This window comes from Anaerococcus sp. Marseille-Q7828 (genome assembly GCF_949769285.1).
In the GTDB taxonomy this organism is placed as follows: domain Bacteria; phylum Bacillota; class Clostridia; order Tissierellales; family Peptoniphilaceae; genus Anaerococcus.
The window spans coordinates 940108-955652 of record NZ_OX458331.1 but is presented as its reverse complement, the minus strand read 5'-3'; the positions used below and the strand labels follow the sequence as shown (position 1 = coordinate 955652).

Genomic DNA, 15545 nt, shown 5'->3' with positions numbered 1-15545 from the left:
CTTAGATTAATATCAAACTTTAGTCTATTGAAATTAGACAGATTTCAATCTATAATAGAGCTAACAAATATATATCTAAGTTAACTATCTATTATTAGATTGTAATCTAAGAAAGGACTTGTAATGACTAAAGCAATTTTTAAGATAAAAAAGAATATAGACTTTGAAAATGAAGCAGGACTTTTGATTTTCAATTATACAGACTACCTAGCTCACTCTAACCCACAAAACATTGACTGGAAGGATTCCTATGTCAACTACAAAAATTCTGCCAAAGAAGTTGTCCAAATGGAAGATATTTACCACTCTTATCCGGCTTATATGAATTTTCTAAGGGAAGTAAGAAGCGAAGCCTATTTTCTAATCGAAGAATTCTTTGACGAAAAAAACGAGGATATATTAAATCTTTTCTATATCTACGAAGAGGGAGATGAAAATTACTTCCCTTTTATGCTATCTATATTTCAAAACCTAGATAGGAAAAATAACAATGGATTGACTTATGATTTCTTTAAAGAACTTTATGACATATTTTTTTACCAATATCTGGGCCTGGATTATCTAAGTCTTGGTGAAATTGGCATTAGGACATATGAAGAGCTAAAAGAATATATGGATAGCTCCAAAATGATAGACTATATTTCAAATTCACCCTTTACAGATAAGGAAACCATGACTCTGCTAAGAGCTTACCAAAATACTGATGATATGTATCAAAGGCTTATGCCCTTACTTAATAAACTATCCAAGATTATCGAAGATAAAGTCCACCTCCTAGATGATCTAATATGTGAAAGTTATGATAAATTGGTTGATACAAATTATAAGATAGCTTATGATTTTGCCAAACAAGTTGGCTTAGACGAAATGATCAATACGGCAGATCTAGAAATTCCCATATCCATCCTACTTTTTGCCCCACATACTCAGATGTTTAGGTATGTGGACTTTAATGGATATACAAAGGCAGTAAAGCTGGGTGTTCTGGTTGATAAGTATGAAAATAACGAAGAAAGCCACAAACTCTTAAGTATCAGCCAATATCTTACAGTAATATCAGACCAAACCAGGATCCAAATCCTAGATTACCTAAAGGAATCTGACTACTATGCCAAGGAGCTTTCAGATAAGCTCTACATCACTCCTGCAACCCTTTCCTACCATCTCAATAAACTTCTAATTTGTGGCTTTGTAGGAATCCGCAAGGAAGGTCGCAAGTACTATTATTATCTGAGAAAAAACGGATTTGAATATTTGATAGATAACCTTACAAAATTTAGTGAAGATATCAAGGAGAACGACCATGGAGAAAAATAAAAACTTAGCTGAATATTTAAAAGACGAAGAGACTATCAAATACTATCTCCACAAGGATAGACCCTCTATAATTGACCTATTAAAATTCGCCTATGAGCCATTTAAGGATAATTGGAAAATAAAACTATCACTAATTATTTATCCCCTAGTAAATGGCGTGATTCCTGTAATGCAGGCCTTTATAATGTACTATTTGGTCGATCTTATAGAAAAGCAAAGTGATCTTAAAACCATGATTTTGACAATTGCTATTTATGGAATTTTGTTTTTACTTTGTTCGGTCATATCCCATCAAATAGATCATAAGACCTATGCAATTTACATGAAATCTAGAATGAATAAATTTATGGATGCTGCTGGAAAATCTATGGATATGGACTTTGGCCTTCTAGAAAATTCCCATTTTTCTGCGGAAGCTTCCAAGGCCTATGTCCCATTTACAAACAATACCGAGGGCCTAGAGGGAATCTACCACGATATGTACCCTTTGCTATCAGCATTTGTATCCTTTGTAATAATTTCTATAATTATTTTTAGATTAAGCCCACTGATTTTTGCCTTTGCGATACTTTCTATAATATTGCAGCTTCTGATTAGAAACTATACAGATGCCTATAGGCATAAGCACAATATCGAACTGCAAAAAGTATCTATGAAAGCATCCAGGTATTACAAAGAAGCAAGTGATTTTACCTACGCTAAAGATATCCGCATATTTTCTTTCAAGGAAAATTTCATAAAGGGTTTTGGGCCTATGGTTGACGATGTGTATAAGCTTTCAAGAAAATTTGTAAGACCAGAAATGTACCTATCCCCAGTCCTAGCCATACTCTTAGTTGGCATAGAAGCAGTTAGCTACTATTACCTAAGCGGGCAAGTGATAAAAAATGCCATTAACCTAAAAAGTCTGACACTGATTATCACATCTATTAGTGTATATGTAAGTGTCATCTCTAACTTTGTTATTAAACTTTCAGAAACCAGGTCAAATTTTAGGTATTTTGCCGATGGCTACGACTTTATAAAAGCTCTCCTGGAGCCAACTTGTGGAGATGAGAAAATATCAGGGCCAATATCCATAGAGTTTAAAGACATGTCCTTTGCCTATCCTTTAAGTGATAAATTAGTTCTTGAAAACTTGTCTTTTAAGATCAAGGCAAATGAAAAAATTGCCATAGTTGGAGTAAACGGAGCTGGCAAGTCTACCATAGTCTCCCTTATCCTAGGTCTATATAAACCTACAAGTGGAAAGATTTATATAAATGATATAGACAGCCAAGAAATAGATCTTAAAAACCGCTTTGGAGCCTTTGCCACAGTCTTACAAAATGTAGAGCCTTTGGCAGTAAGTATAGCAGAAAATGTAGCAGCTAGTTCTGATAATATTGATAGGCAGAAAGTAATCCAATGTCTGGACCAAGCAGGACTCTCCTACAAAATAGACCAGCTTCCAAATGGCATAGATACACAAATGACAAAAAATATAGAAGAAGACGGGACCAATTTTTCTGGAGGAGAAAATCAAAAAATAGCCATAGCTCGTGCTCTTTATAAGGAAAATACTTACTCTCTGATAATGGATGAGCCTACAGCAAGTCTTGATGCCTTAGCAGAAGAAGCTATTTATAAAGAAATCGATGATATTTCAGAAGGGAAAACTTTGATTTTCATCTCTCACAGGCTAGCTTCTACAAGATTTTGTGATAAGATCATGCTCCTTGATGGAGGAAATATCAAAGAATACGGATCCCATGACGAGCTTTTGAAAGAAAATGGTCTCTACAAAGAAATGTATGAAAGTCAAAAGAAATACTACCAGGAGGAAAATGATGAAATATAAAGCCTTGTGGATGCTGGTAAAAATGATGGCAAAAAATGATCCCTTGTATATAATTATGCTTTTATTAAAGTCAATTATTCCTGGACTTGGAACCTTGATAAATGTCTACGTGCCAAGCATCTTCATCAACCAATTGATTGATCCAAAGCCAGCGGATCAATTTATAAGGCAAATTATAATACTTCTTATAGCAAAATTTGCCATAGAATGCCTATCTAGGTGGTTTAATAGATTGGAATTTATTAGAAGGCAGGGAATCAACGAATACATATCTTTTGAGATAAGCAAAAAGGCTATGGATTTGACCTATTACAATATAGAAGATACTAAGGTCTTGGATATGAAAGAAAAGGCAAGCTCTGCCATAACTTTTGGACAAGTCCACCAGCTCCTATTTTGCCTTAAAGATATCATAGAGGGCATCACAGTAATAGTCGGTACCGGCCTTATAATAATAGGATTTTCCCCATATTTGGTCATATTCTCACTTATTATATCCATACTAATAATCCTAATCGACAAAAACATAGCTAGTTACAGCCAAGAAATCGACCAAGAAATGATAAGCATCAATAGACGATTTTCCTATTACTTTTCCCTAATGGCTGCTGATAAATTCCAAAAGGAATCAGAGCCTACGACATGGGTCAGATGATAGAAGGTAAAACTTCTAGTTTTGTAGATGATATAACCATAAAGTTTAACGACTCCCTTACTTACGAGGCAAATTTTGGATCTATAAAGATTCTCCTAGACTCAATACTTAGGATAGTTTCCTACTCCTATGTAGCCATGAGAACCTTATCTGCTTCCTACGGTCCACAAATATCCTTTGGAGATTTCTCTGCAATCATAAGGGCCAACGAAAACTTTATGACGTCTTTTCAAAAGATGTTCTCAGAATCAATCGGTTTTTCTATAACTCTAAGAAACTTAGAACCCCTATACGAATTTATGAACCTAGAAGTAGAAAGTGAAGAAGACCTTTACCAAGCATCAGACTTTGAAAGTTTAGAATTTAAAAATGTATCCTTTGCCTATCCAGGAAGCGACAGACTAATCTTAGATGACATCTCTTTTAAGATCAATAAAGGAGATAAGATATCAATAGTTGGAGTCAACAATGCCGGAAAAACAACTATAGTTAAGCTCATTTTGAGGTTTTTTGAAGTTGATAAGGGAGAGATTTTATACAATGGCAGAAATATAAATGACTATCAAAAAGAATCCTTGTACAAAAAAATCTCAGCTGTCCTCCAAGATTTTGCCATCATGCCCTTTAGCATAAAAGAAAATATAATTGGAACAAAAGACTATGATGAAGGAAAAATCGATCAAATCTTAAATGAGCTAGAATTAAAGGAAAGGATTGATGGCCTAGATAAGGGCTTTGATACCTATCTAAACAAGGATATATTTGAAGATGCAACAGACTTCTCCCTTGGCCAAAAGCAAAAACTTGCCATAGGAAGGTGTCTATATCAAAACCCAGATTTGATAATCCTAGATGAACCAACAGCAAGCCTAGACCCATTGGCAGAAGCGAAAATCTACGAAAACTTCAACCAAATGACTGAAGGAAAAACTGCAATCTTCATCTCCCACAGGATGAGCTCATCAAGATTTACCGACAAAATCCTCCTCCTAGACGAGGGCAAAGTGAAAGCCTACGACAGCCATAATAATCTCATGAAATACGACAACATCTACTCAAGATTATATAAGTCACAAGCTAAGTATTACACAAACTAAAAACTAACTCCTATAACGACATTTACTTGTCCAATAGGAGTTTTTTAAAAAATTAATTGCCAATACTTTTTATCTGAAGTATACTAAAGCTAAATAAAACTTACAAGAAAGACCAGTAGTAACTTTTGTTATGAATTACAACTTTCTTTTGTTTAAGGCCTGCCTTGGGTCTGTCAAGGCTTAGAGTATAAAAAGAGGTGGTACCGCGTTTTCGCCCTCTTATGCTCTTTTTTTGTGCTTATTTTAGGAGGAATATATGAAATTTACTTACGAAAAAGAATATGACAATGTTTTTGATGAGCTCGTGGACCGTGGTTACTATGAGCAAGCTACTGATGAAGCTGAACTTAAGGAAAAACTTAAAAACGAATCTATGACCTTCTACTGTGGTTTTGATGCTACAGCTGATTCTCTAACAGTAGGCCACCTTATCCAAATTATGGTTATGATTCGTATGCAAAACTATGGTCACAAGCCAATTGCCCTACTTGGTGGTGGTACAACCCTAATCGGTGACCCATCTGGTCGTTCTGATATGAGAAAAGTTATGACAGAAGAAACTATCGACAATAATGCCAATAGCTTCTACCAACAGTTCCAAAGATTTTTAGAATTTGGTGATGATGCAGCTACAGTAGTTAACAACAAAGACTGGCTTACAGAACTTAAATTCTTGGAATTCTTAAGAGATGTAGGAAATGAATTTTTGGTTAATGAAATGATCAAAAAAGATGCCTATAAGAATCGTATGGCAGCTGGTGGATTGACTTTCTTTGAATTTTCCTACATGCTTTTACAATCTTATGACTTCTTAGAACTTTACCGCCGCCACAATTGCACACTTGAAATTGGTGGATCTGACCAATGGTCAAACATCATAGGTGGTGTAGATTTGGTTCGCAAAAAGGAAGAAGCCAAGGCTTATGGTATGACATTCTCACTTCTTACAACAGCTGATGGTGTAAAGATGGGAAAAAGCCAAAAGGGTGCTGTATGGCTAGATGGCGAAAAGACAAGCCCATATGAACTTTTCCAATATATGAGAAATGTGGACGACAGGGATGTAACAAAATTCTTGCTTCAACTTACCTTCCTTCCTACAGAAGAATGTAGGAAACTAGGCTCTGCTACAGAAGCAGCTGATATCAACCATGCCAAAGAAGTCCTAGCCTTTGAAGTGACCAAGCTAATCCACGGCGAAGATGCTGCAAAAGAAGCTCTAGATGCTGCAAAAGCACTATTTGCTGGAAAAGGAAACGAAGATGCTATGCCAACAACAGAAATCAGTAAATCTGATTTACCAATCGGCCTATTACAACTTATGACAAATGTTGGATTAACAGGATCAAACGGAGAAGCAAGAAGACTTGTAAAACAAGGCGGAGTTTCAGTAAACGATGAAAAAGTCACAGATGTTGGAATGGAAATAAGTGAAGACTTATTCGAAGATAAAAAAATTATAATCAAAAAAGGGAAGAAAAACTTCCATAGAATACTTTTAGGATAATTCAAAAAAACACTTCCATTAAGTTTTGGAAGTGTTTTTCTTTATCTTTTAATAATTCTTGCTGGAGCCCCTACTGCTGTTGAATTTTCCGGTATATCTTCTAGCACTACAGCGTTGGCGCCTATTTTGGCATTATCTCCTACTTTGATATCCCCTAGGATTACTGCTCCTGCTCCAAGCATTACATTGTTTCCTACACTAGGGTGTCTCTTGCCCTTTTTGTTTGCAACAGCACCAAGGGTTACCCCATGATACATAAGGCAATCGTCCCCTACTTCTGCTGTCTCTCCTATAACCACACCAACTCCATGGTCGATGTAGCATCTTCTGCCAATACTTGCTCCAGGGTGAATCTCTATTCCTGTTTCCATTCTAGATTTGAAGGCCATCTCATTGGCTTCATAAAATTTCCCCTTTTCCCAAAGTTCGTGGGCCCTGTAATGGGACAATAGAGCCTTTACTCCAGGAGAATAGAGTACGGCTTCTTCCTTACTTCTCAAAGCTGGATCTTTTTCTAGGGCCGATACTAAAAGCTCCTCTTTGTATTGTTCATAACTAATCATTTACTGGATATAATTCTGTAGATAAATATCTTTCGCCAGTATCTGGAAGCACTGTTACAACTGCCTTGCCTTCTCCTAGCTTATCAGCAATTTCTATTGCACCACATACATTTGCTCCTGAAGAGATACCTACTGCAAGAGCTTCATCTTTGGCAAGTTGTCTACTCATTTTTATAGCATCATCACTTGCCACGCTTACTATGTCGTCAACAACATCAAAGTCTAGGTTCTTTGGAATAAAGTTACCACCTATACCTTGTATTTTGTGGCTTGATGCTTTTCCTCCTGATAATAGTGGGCTTTCAGCCGGTTGGATAGCGTAAACTTTGATATTAGAATCTTTTTCTTTTAGTCTCTTTCCAACACCTGTTACTGTTCCACCTGTACCAACTCCTGCAATGAAAGCATCTGGGGTGATTTCTGCTAGGATTTCTGGACCAGTTGTTTCATAGTGAGCTTTTACATTGGCTGGATTTGAAAATTGGTCTGGGAAGAAATATCCTTCCTTTTCTGCTAATTCTTTGGCCTTATCTACTGAACCTTGGAGAGCATTTTCTGTGGTTCTGATTACTTCTGCACCATAGGCTTTAGCCAATTGTTCACGTTCTTTACTCATTGATGCTGGCATAATTAGGATAAGCTTGTAGCCTTTTGCTGCAGCTAGGGCTGCTAGGGCTACACCAGTGTTACCACTTGTTGGTTCCACTATTGTGTCACCTGGCTTGATCTTGCCTGCTTTTTCTGCTTCTTCGATCATATATAGGGCTATCCTGTCTTTGATAGATCCTGCAAGGTTGTTTTTTTCTACCTTAACATAAATGTCAGCTCTTCCCTCTTTTTTTAGAGAAGTTAGCTTAAGTAGTGGTGTATTTCCTATTAATTCTTTGGAATTAATTTTAATTGTCATACAATCTCCTTTTATATAAATACGTTTATCAAAATAAACATAAAATTTACGTGGTTTACTTGTACATATTATTATAACCATGGATTATGATTATGCAAGTCATCCCTAACTAAAATTAAATCAATAGCAGAAAATCAATTATTTTTAGCCTATCACCTTCTAGAGAAAGCTAAGTCATGTGTAAAAAAAACATTTTATAATTAAAAATAGCAAGTTAGAATGAATGTATTATCAATCTACTTGCTATTTTATAGTGTAATAACTTTTATAAATATAGGTATCTTCCTATCAAGCTTATATTGTTTAGGAGACTTTGCATGAATTTGATAGGAATTTAATTTTTATTTAGTATTTTTTTCAACTAGTTCTAGTATCTTTGTACTTTGTCTTATTGCACAAAGATATTCCATCCTAGCTTTGTTATACAAAGTAAAAGTCTTACATTTTTCATCTTTATCTTTATAAACTTTCCAGTAACCACTGCAAAGATAATTTTTGCCCTGGTTTTCTATAAATCCTATCACATCTTCATAGGGATAACCAAGTAATAATCCAATTTCATGAGGAAAATCCTTTTGGCATAACCTATCTTTAAGACAATCTGTACAGATATCAATGCTATTAGTATCGTATCCACAAGATTTCAAAAAATATTTAGTATCATTAGTATTAATGAATTTTTTTAGCAGATCTTCTCTAAAGCAAAATATGGACGAAGTTCTTTGTCTCGTGGATAAGATCTTAAAATATATGCCATATTTGTTGAAATCCTTATTCCATATCCTTACCAAACTATCAACGTCATATTTATAATTTGATAAGGAAAATAAATTAGATGGTTTGATTCTTTCAAAAACCGGGCTACAGTATAGGGCTAATAATTCATCACCCATATCTATAGCATAGCGATTAAACTGTCAGCTAAATCATAGCAAGCGTTAATATCCTCTTCACCAGGCTCTCCGTAAGCTGTTAGGCCATTAGCTGCTAAGTTTATATCATGATCTTCACATCTTTCTTGCCAATCTATCATCCACTGACCATCATTCCATTCATATGATCCAAAGATAATAGTAGCTTTGTTAGCTAGACTATCTTCTACCGACTCAAACATAGGTTCAAATTCGCCTTCTTCTAGCTCTTCATTACCCATAGCTGGACAACCAAATGCAAAGGCATTGTACTTATCTACATCAGCACTTGTGAAAGCACCTGCTTGAATCAAATCTGCATCAACTTCTTTTTCTTTTAATCTGGTAAATATAGCTTCTGCCATCTTTTCTGTATTACCTGTTCCAGACCAATATATTATTGCTACTTTTGACATATTACTTCTCCTTATATAATGTATTTTTTTATAATGTATCGTATAACGATAATCATTATCAATAGTTATGCAAAATTTTTTGAAAGCCTCTAGTTTATCCAAAGACTTTCAAAAAATTATTACAGTTTAAATATTAGTATAAACTATTTCTTAGAATTTATTTTTATTGAAACCTTTTTTTGGATTGTGACCTGGACAATCCTTGCAGCCTTCATTTGCGTCATTTTTTATAAATCTAGTATATACAATATATGCACACACTATAAAAATCATAATTAAAAGAATCCATGATTGTAGATTCATATTTACCTCCTATTTATTTAGCGAGCAACACTTGCTTTATAAGTATTGTTATCTGCAATAGCCTTATGAGGTCTAAACAATAAGTATAGTAAAGCAACTAGTACTATAAATGCTATTATTGTTGATAGAGTAAATGTTCCATAAGCTATCAACCTTGCAAGTTGATAGAAAATAAAACTAATTGCATATGCAAATCCCATTTGGTAACCTACTGTTAACAAAGTCCATTTATTATCACCCATTTCTGTTTTTATAGCTCCAACCGCTGCAAAACAAGGCATGCAAAGCATATTAAATAGCAAGAATGAGTAACCAGCTATTGGTGTACCTATAGCTGCATTAAAGGCTGCTAGTAGTTCTGGACTTTCTTCTGTAATATCAGCGCCTAGACCCAAAACTATACCCATGGTATTTACTACATTTTCTTTAGCAACAAAGCCAGAAATTGTTGCGACCATTGATTGCCATGTGCCAAATCCTAATGGCTTAAATATAAAGCCTATAGCTGAGCCTATAACTCCCATAATCGAATTTGCCCCATCTTCTTCAACTAGATTTAATCTAAAGTCAAAGTTTGTCAAAAACCAAATTACTATGGATGAAAGTAAGATTATTGTGCCAGCACGTCTTGCATAAGCTTTTGACTTATTCCATACATCTTGCAAAACAGATTTTATCCTTGGTGCATGGTATGGAGGCAACTCCATAATAAAAGGAGCAGGATCAGAAGCAAATTTCTTAAATTTCTTTAATATAACACCTGACATTACAATAGCCGCTATTCCTATAAAATAAAAACTAAAGGTAATAAGAGCCCTATTGCTTGGGAAAAATGCCCCTGCTATTAGGGCTATTACAGGAAGTTTTGCAGAGCACGGCATAAATGATGTAGTCATTATTGTAATCCTTCTATCTCTGTCATTTTCTATAGTTCTAGAAGCTTGGATACCAGGAACTGCACAACCTGTCGAAATCATAGCTGGAATAAATGATTTTCCTGATAGGCCAAAACGTCTAAATAATCTATCCATGATAAAGGCAACTCTCGACATATATCCTATATCTTCAAGTATAGAAAGAAGAGCAAACATAACCATCATTTGTGGTAAGAATCCAAGTACTGCTCCTACACCAGCTAAGATACCATCTGTTACAAGTCCAACAAGTACTTCATTTATACTTGCACTTTCTAAAGCTGCTTGAGCTCCTGGAATCAATGTATCATCAAAAAATCCATTTACAGCTTCCGTTGCCATAGTTCCAGGTGAATGTTCGTAAACTGCAAGGGAATAAACCAAGAACATGACAAGGGCAAATATTGGTATACCCAAGATTCTTGATGTAACAATATTATCTATCTTATCAGTTGTAGATAGCTTTGGAGCTGCTTTCTTTAGTATTCTACTACCAAGCACTTCCAATCTTTCATATCTTTCACCAGTTATAATAGATTCAGCGTCATCGTCATAAAATTCTTCGCAAGCAGATCTAATATCGTCTATTTTCTTAAGATCATCATTACTAATTCCTATTTTCTCTACCATTTGCTCGTCATTTTCAAAGGCTTTAATGGTATAAAATCTTCTTAAATCTTCATCAACATATGAGTCTATAATATTTCTAATATCTGCTAGCTTATTCTCCAAATCATAAGAATATTCTAAAGCTTTTGGATAAGTTTGATTGCTGTTAGCTTTTTCAATTTCACTAATTAGCTTATCAATTCCTTTTTCTTTATTTGCCACGATTTCTACTACTGGGCAGCCCAATAGTTCAGATAAAGCACCTTTGTCAATCTTATCCCCTCTTTGCTTTACAATATCCACCATATTTAAGGCAAGTATTGTTGGGATACCAAGTTCTATAAATTGGCTTGTTAAGTATAAATTCCTGATAAGATTTGACCCGTCAACTAGGTTAACAATTAAATCTGGCCTTTCATCGACCAAATATTCACGAGCTACTTTTTCCTCTAATGTATATGGAGATAGAGAATAAATTCCTGGCAAGTCTTGGATAACTATATCTTTGTGCCTTTTTAGATTTCCTTCTTTTTTGTCAACTGTAACACCAGGCCAGTTTCCAACTCTTTGATTTGATCCAGTAAGAGCGTTAAACAAAGTGGTCTTACCAGAATTTGGATTGCCCGCTAGGGCTACTGTATAACTCATAGTTCCTCCACTATTATATTTTCGGCATCATGTTTTCTAATTGTAAGTTCATATCCCCTTAGACTTATTTGTACGGGATCTCCTAATGGAGCAACCTTTCTTACAAAAAGATCAGTATTTTTAGTAATGCCCATATCCATTATTCTTCTTTTTGTAGGACCATCTCCCTTTATTTTAGCAACTTTAAGATTTTCTCCTACCTTGGCATCCCTTAAAGATTTCATCCAACAACCTCCTCAACAATTATTCTTTTAGCAATATCTTTTGCTAGAGCAATTTTGTTTCCCTCTATTAAGAAAATATAATTAACACCATCAAATCTTTGTAAGGTCATTTCTTTGCCCTTTACTATTCCTAAATTTGATAAATGTTTCCTAATTTGATCATTGCCCTTAATCATGGTTACTCTCACTGAGTCACCTTCACTAAACAATGTAACAGGCATAAGTACTCCTTTTCTATATAAAACAATAATTTTTATAAATTATTAAAATATAATTAAAATTCCGAGGTCTTTTTAACTGCATTTAAAGTATACCATATAAAGTAATGATAATCAATATCATAATTTAAAATTTTATTCCCTTGTTGCTCATAGATCTATCGGACGACTTTTGGTCCATCACAATTACAGTTGTTTGTAAATATTATGCTGTTTATGGCTAATAACCTTTTAACTTTCATATCCCTGCAATCCTCAAGAGAACAGATATCTATCCCTGTCATCCACAAGGCCAAGGTCTACGGATCTCTCAAAGTACTTTTAGCTAAATATTTCTTTTTAAAAAATATTTCCACTATATATTCACAGAAAAAAAGGACTGAATCCAGTCCTCTTAGTTTCTATATTTATCAAAAAAGTCAAACATCAATTGGAAAGATTCTAATCTTTGGTCAAAATCTGAAAATGTATGGTCTGTTCCTTCTATTTCTTTGTACATGCAATTATCAAATGATTTGCATAGCTTTTTGTTTGATTCTTTTGATATTATCTTATCTTCATCTCCCCTTATAATTTGCACTGGGCCTTGGTATTTTTGGGCCAATCCGTAGAGGTCATAGCTGGTCACATCTTTTATAAATTCCTCGCTGATTTTTAGCCCTCCTACATCGTCCCCTTCTTTTTTGACATAGGATGACCTAAAGGCTTCTTTTAGTGATTTCATTAAGGAGTTCTCTTCTTCACTAAAATCTGCTGCTGGTGAAAATAAGGAAAGTGCCTTAGGCTTTTTCTCGTGGGCAATGGCTACCGCAACCGATCCACCCATAGAATGACCCTTCCAAAATAGATTTTCCTTATCAACATAAGGCTCGTTTATGACAAAGTCATGTATAAGCCTTGCTTCTTCTATTTCACGAGATAAGTTTATATCAAAAAAACTTCCATCAGATTCTCCACAGCCAGAAAAATCAAAACGAAATACTATATAGCCATTGGCAGTCAAAAATTTGGAGTTTTGTATATTCATAAATTGCAGGCCATTTCTATCATCTGCAAAGCCGTGGAAGTATATAACCGTTGGATAAGTTTTGGACTGATCAAAGTCATCTCCAGTGTTTAAAACCCCTCTTAATCTAATATTATTTTCTTTTTTTATGTCTTTATAAAAATATTTCATAAAATCCCCCATTTCTTTGATATAATATACCCATAATATAGTATGAGGTGATATAAATGGAAAATAAGAAGTTTCTTTCATATATGTCTTTGGCTTTGGCTCTGCTTATGCTTATATCTCTAATTTATATTTTTGCCAAGCCGAAGACTAAGACAGTAAAAGCTTATAAAATCGACCAAGGTACTTATTATTCGGGGACTATGGTTAATAATAAGTTCAATGGCAAGGGTGAGCTTGAATCTGATAAGGGAAGCTACCAAGGGTCTTTTAAGAACGGAAGATTTGATGGAGAGGGAACTTTTACTGGAGATGATTTTACCTACAAGGCTAATTTTTCTAAGGATAAGGGGAATTCTAAGATTGAGATTGAACTTGATTCTGGCGAGACTTACATCAAAGATGGCAATACTTTTAAGAATAAGGATATGAAAAATGAAGATTAAGGGTTTAGATTATATTAGATTTTTGGGGATATTTTTAGTTTTGTCCTATCACTTTTTCCCAAATGCTCTTCCAGGAGGCTTTCTTGGAGTAAATATGCTCTTTGTCCTTTCTGGATTTTTGATAAGTTTTCATTTGATTGATTCTCTCTACAAAGATGGGTCTATTGATTTTAAAAACTTTTATTTCAAAAGATTTGTAAGGATTTTCCCTCCTGTTCTTTTGATGCTAAGTCTTACTACAATATTTGCTTTTGCTATTAATAAGGACTATACAGTAAGGTATTTTGACCAGTTTTTGGCGGCTTTTTCTTACAACTACAACTTTTTTGAAATAATGCGTGGTGGTTCTTATGAGAATCAATTTGTAAAGCAGCTTTTTATGCATACTTGGTCTCTAGCTATAGAGGTTCATTTTTATATAATTTGGCCATGGGTTATGGCAAGTATCTACAAGAAAGTCAAAGATAAAAGAAATATAAAACGTAGATTTTCCAAAAAGTTTATGGAAATTTGCATCATTTTGTATGCCTATGCTTATATTTTGACATTTTTGCTAGTTGCTCTTAGGAAAGAAAATATATCCTTTGTCTACTTCTTTGACCTAGCAAGGATGGGATCTTTTGTTTTTGGATCTATGCTTGGAATATTTGTAAAGAGATTTTCCTTTAATAGACTTCCTTACAATAAGCTTACAATGATATTTTCTGGACTATTACTGCTTATGTCCTTGCTTTTCTCCTATGACAATAGAGCTACTTATTTTATAGGATTTTTGCTAACAGATATCATAACAGGAATATTAATTCTTGTAGGATACTCCAACAAAAATCTTGATGAAGGCAAAGTAATCCATCGCCTAAGCGAGTATTCCTATGGTATGTACGTATTCCACTGGCCAGCCTTTGTGATGATTTCAAGCAAAATACCAGGCACATTGGGCTTATTGGTATCAATACTAGTGACAGTTATCTTGGTTTTGTTTAATTATCATATCTTTGAACCAATTTTTTCAGGAAAAGATATTAAGCCTATAAGCGAGAAAATCAAGACTCCAAGAATCGACTATAATAAATACCAAGGCTTGATCCATTTTGGCCTTGTCTTTATGGTCCTACTAAGCTTTAGCCTAGCCTATACCGTATCAGATGCTTCAGATGATATGGTAAGCCTTGAAAAATCAATCCTTCAAGAATCTATAAAGCAAGATATAGATAAAATCTACATGGATAGGAAGAAAGTTCAAGATATCATAGATAAGGATAACGACAGGATAGACAGCCTTGCAGGAGAGCAAACCTTTACTGTCATTGGAGATAGCGTGCTTCTGGGCAATAGAGAAATGCTCCAAGAAAATATTCCTGGCCTATATGTAAATGCAGAAGGAAGCAGGCTACTTGAAAGCACTCCAGACCTATTAAAGCAAATGGAAAATGAGGGTAATCTAGGTTCTATTGTAGTCATTGCTATGGGAACAAATGCCGTAGAAGACCCAGAAAAGAGCCTAGAAGAGATTATTAAGACCCTCCCAGCTGGCAAGAGATTGATATTTGTAACTTGCTACGATAATAGGTATGAACAACCTCACAGGGTATCAGTTGCTATGGAGAAAGTCGCACCAAAATATAAGTTCGTAACTTTAATGCCATGGGAAAAGGAAGCTATGGCCCATCCAGAATACTATGCTGGAACAGATGGAGTACACTTTTATGGAGTCATGGATGCCTATGATGCCTACCTTAAGATGTTAAATGAAGCAATAAGAGAATCTTTGAAAAATCCAGCAAAAGGAGAATAAA

The 15545-nt window shown here is 34.7% G+C and carries 16 protein-coding genes; 7 read left to right on the top strand and 9 right to left on the bottom strand.

Going from position 1 to position 15545, the window contains the following annotated elements; translation table 11 throughout:
* Positions 1 to 123 precede the first annotated feature (123 nt).
* From QNH69_RS04640 to tyrS, 5 genes are all read left to right on the top strand, one after another.
* Positions 124 to 1317, top strand: coding sequence for a winged helix-turn-helix domain-containing protein (locus QNH69_RS04640; protein ID WP_282929410.1), 1194 nt, complete (start codon positions 124 to 126; stop codon positions 1315 to 1317).
* Positions 1304 to 3157, top strand: coding sequence for an ABC transporter ATP-binding protein (locus QNH69_RS04635; protein WP_282929409.1), 1854 nt, complete (start codon positions 1304 to 1306; stop codon positions 3155 to 3157). Before QNH69_RS04640 ends, QNH69_RS04635 begins: the two co-directional genes overlap by 14 nt.
* A complete protein-coding gene (locus tag QNH69_RS04630; RefSeq protein WP_282929408.1) occupies positions 3144 to 3812 on the top strand; it encodes a hypothetical protein in 669 nt (222 codons plus the stop codon). Before QNH69_RS04635 ends, QNH69_RS04630 begins: the two co-directional genes overlap by 14 nt.
* Positions 3800 to 4909, top strand: a complete 1110-nt coding sequence (locus QNH69_RS04625) for an ABC transporter ATP-binding protein (protein WP_282929407.1) — start codon at positions 3800 to 3802, stop codon at positions 4907 to 4909. The genes QNH69_RS04630 and QNH69_RS04625 overlap by 13 nt, the downstream gene beginning before the upstream one ends.
* A gap of 256 nt (positions 4910 to 5165) precedes the next feature.
* The gene (gene tyrS / locus QNH69_RS04620) at positions 5166 to 6416 is read left to right on the top strand and encodes a tyrosine--tRNA ligase (protein WP_282929406.1); all 1251 of its coding nucleotides are present in this window, start codon (positions 5166 to 5168) and stop codon (positions 6414 to 6416) included.
* Between the two features lie 41 nt (positions 6417 to 6457).
* Here the strand turns inward: tyrS and epsC are convergent, their stop codons facing one another.
* The 9 genes from epsC to QNH69_RS04575 all read right to left on the bottom strand — a co-directional run bounded on the left by epsC (position 6458) and on the right by QNH69_RS04575 (position 13306).
* Positions 6458 to 6979, bottom strand: a complete 522-nt coding sequence (gene epsC / locus QNH69_RS04615; protein WP_282929405.1) for a serine O-acetyltransferase EpsC — start codon at positions 6977 to 6979, stop codon at positions 6458 to 6460.
* Positions 6972 to 7886 carry a cysteine synthase A gene (gene cysK / locus QNH69_RS04610; protein WP_282929404.1) on the bottom strand — a complete coding sequence of 305 codons (915 nt, stop codon included), beginning with the start codon at positions 7884 to 7886 and terminating at the stop codon, positions 6972 to 6974. The genes epsC and cysK overlap by 8 nt, the downstream gene beginning before the upstream one ends.
* A gap of 341 nt (positions 7887 to 8227) precedes the next feature.
* Entirely contained in the window at positions 8228 to 8779 is a 552-nt protein-coding gene (locus QNH69_RS04605) for a DUF3793 family protein (RefSeq protein WP_282929403.1), read from the bottom strand.
* A 2-nt stretch (positions 8780 to 8781) separates the two neighbouring features.
* Positions 8782 to 9213, bottom strand: coding sequence for a flavodoxin (locus tag QNH69_RS04600; RefSeq protein WP_282929402.1), 432 nt, complete (start codon positions 9211 to 9213; stop codon positions 8782 to 8784).
* A gap of 150 nt (positions 9214 to 9363) precedes the next feature.
* On the bottom strand, positions 9364 to 9516 hold the full coding sequence (locus QNH69_RS04595) for a FeoB-associated Cys-rich membrane protein (protein WP_282929401.1): 153 nt from the start codon (positions 9514 to 9516) through the stop codon (positions 9364 to 9366).
* A 17-nt stretch (positions 9517 to 9533) separates the two neighbouring features.
* The gene (gene feoB, locus QNH69_RS04590) at positions 9534 to 11687 is read right to left on the bottom strand and encodes a ferrous iron transport protein B (RefSeq protein WP_282929400.1); all 2154 of its coding nucleotides are present in this window, start codon (positions 11685 to 11687) and stop codon (positions 9534 to 9536) included.
* Positions 11684 to 11911, bottom strand: a complete 228-nt coding sequence (locus QNH69_RS04585; protein ID WP_282929399.1) for a ferrous iron transport protein A — start codon at positions 11909 to 11911, stop codon at positions 11684 to 11686. Before QNH69_RS04585 ends, feoB begins: the two co-directional genes overlap by 4 nt.
* On the bottom strand, positions 11908 to 12132 hold the full coding sequence (locus QNH69_RS04580; RefSeq protein ID WP_044566695.1) for a FeoA family protein: 225 nt from the start codon (positions 12130 to 12132) through the stop codon (positions 11908 to 11910). The genes QNH69_RS04585 and QNH69_RS04580 overlap by 4 nt, the downstream gene beginning before the upstream one ends.
* Positions 12133 to 12523: 391 nt before the next feature.
* Positions 12524 to 13306, bottom strand: coding sequence for an alpha/beta fold hydrolase (locus tag QNH69_RS04575; RefSeq protein WP_282929398.1), 783 nt, complete (start codon positions 13304 to 13306; stop codon positions 12524 to 12526).
* A 56-nt stretch (positions 13307 to 13362) separates the two neighbouring features.
* Here QNH69_RS04575 and QNH69_RS04570 point away from each other — a divergent pair, with 56 nt between their 5' ends.
* The gene (locus QNH69_RS04570) at positions 13363 to 13749 is read left to right on the top strand and encodes a hypothetical protein (protein ID WP_282929397.1); all 387 of its coding nucleotides are present in this window, start codon (positions 13363 to 13365) and stop codon (positions 13747 to 13749) included.
* A complete protein-coding gene (locus tag QNH69_RS04565; protein WP_282929396.1) occupies positions 13739 to 15544 on the top strand; it encodes an acyltransferase family protein in 1806 nt (601 codons plus the stop codon). Before QNH69_RS04570 ends, QNH69_RS04565 begins: the two co-directional genes overlap by 11 nt.
* Position 15545 lies beyond the last annotated feature (1 nt).

Excerpts from the sequence above, each read along its gene's own strand:
- QNH69_RS04640 (WP_282929410.1), top strand. The coding sequence starts at position 124 with ATGACTAAAGCAATTTTTAAGATAAAAAAGAATATAGACTTTGAAAAT.
- QNH69_RS04635 (WP_282929409.1), top strand. The coding sequence starts at position 1,304 with ATGGAGAAAAATAAAAACTTAGCTGAATATTTAAAAGACGAAGAGACT.
- QNH69_RS04630 (WP_282929408.1), top strand. The coding sequence starts at position 3,144 with ATGATGAAATATAAAGCCTTGTGGATGCTGGTAAAAATGATGGCAAAA.
- QNH69_RS04625 (WP_282929407.1), top strand. The coding sequence starts at position 3,800 with ATGGGTCAGATGATAGAAGGTAAAACTTCTAGTTTTGTAGATGATATA.
- tyrS (WP_282929406.1), top strand. The coding sequence starts at position 5,166 with ATGAAATTTACTTACGAAAAAGAATATGACAATGTTTTTGATGAGCTC.
- epsC (WP_282929405.1), bottom strand. The coding sequence starts at position 6,979 with ATGATTAGTTATGAACAATACAAAGAGGAGCTTTTAGTATCGGCCCTA.
- cysK (WP_282929404.1), bottom strand. The coding sequence starts at position 7,886 with ATGACAATTAAAATTAATTCCAAAGAATTAATAGGAAATACACCACTA.
- QNH69_RS04605 (WP_282929403.1), bottom strand. The coding sequence starts at position 8,779 with ATGGGTGATGAATTATTAGCCCTATACTGTAGCCCGGTTTTTGAAAGA.
- QNH69_RS04600 (WP_282929402.1), bottom strand. The coding sequence starts at position 9,213 with ATGTCAAAAGTAGCAATAATATATTGGTCTGGAACAGGTAATACAGAA.
- QNH69_RS04595 (WP_282929401.1), bottom strand. The coding sequence starts at position 9,516 with ATGAATCTACAATCATGGATTCTTTTAATTATGATTTTTATAGTGTGT.
- feoB (WP_282929400.1), bottom strand. The coding sequence starts at position 11,687 with ATGAGTTATACAGTAGCCCTAGCGGGCAATCCAAATTCTGGTAAGACC.
- QNH69_RS04585 (WP_282929399.1), bottom strand. The coding sequence starts at position 11,911 with ATGAAATCTTTAAGGGATGCCAAGGTAGGAGAAAATCTTAAAGTTGCT.
- QNH69_RS04580 (WP_044566695.1), bottom strand. The coding sequence starts at position 12,132 with ATGCCTGTTACATTGTTTAGTGAAGGTGACTCAGTGAGAGTAACCATG.
- QNH69_RS04575 (WP_282929398.1), bottom strand. The coding sequence starts at position 13,306 with ATGAAATATTTTTATAAAGACATAAAAAAAGAAAATAATATTAGATTA.
- QNH69_RS04570 (WP_282929397.1), top strand. The coding sequence starts at position 13,363 with ATGGAAAATAAGAAGTTTCTTTCATATATGTCTTTGGCTTTGGCTCTG.
- QNH69_RS04565 (WP_282929396.1), top strand. The coding sequence starts at position 13,739 with ATGAAGATTAAGGGTTTAGATTATATTAGATTTTTGGGGATATTTTTA.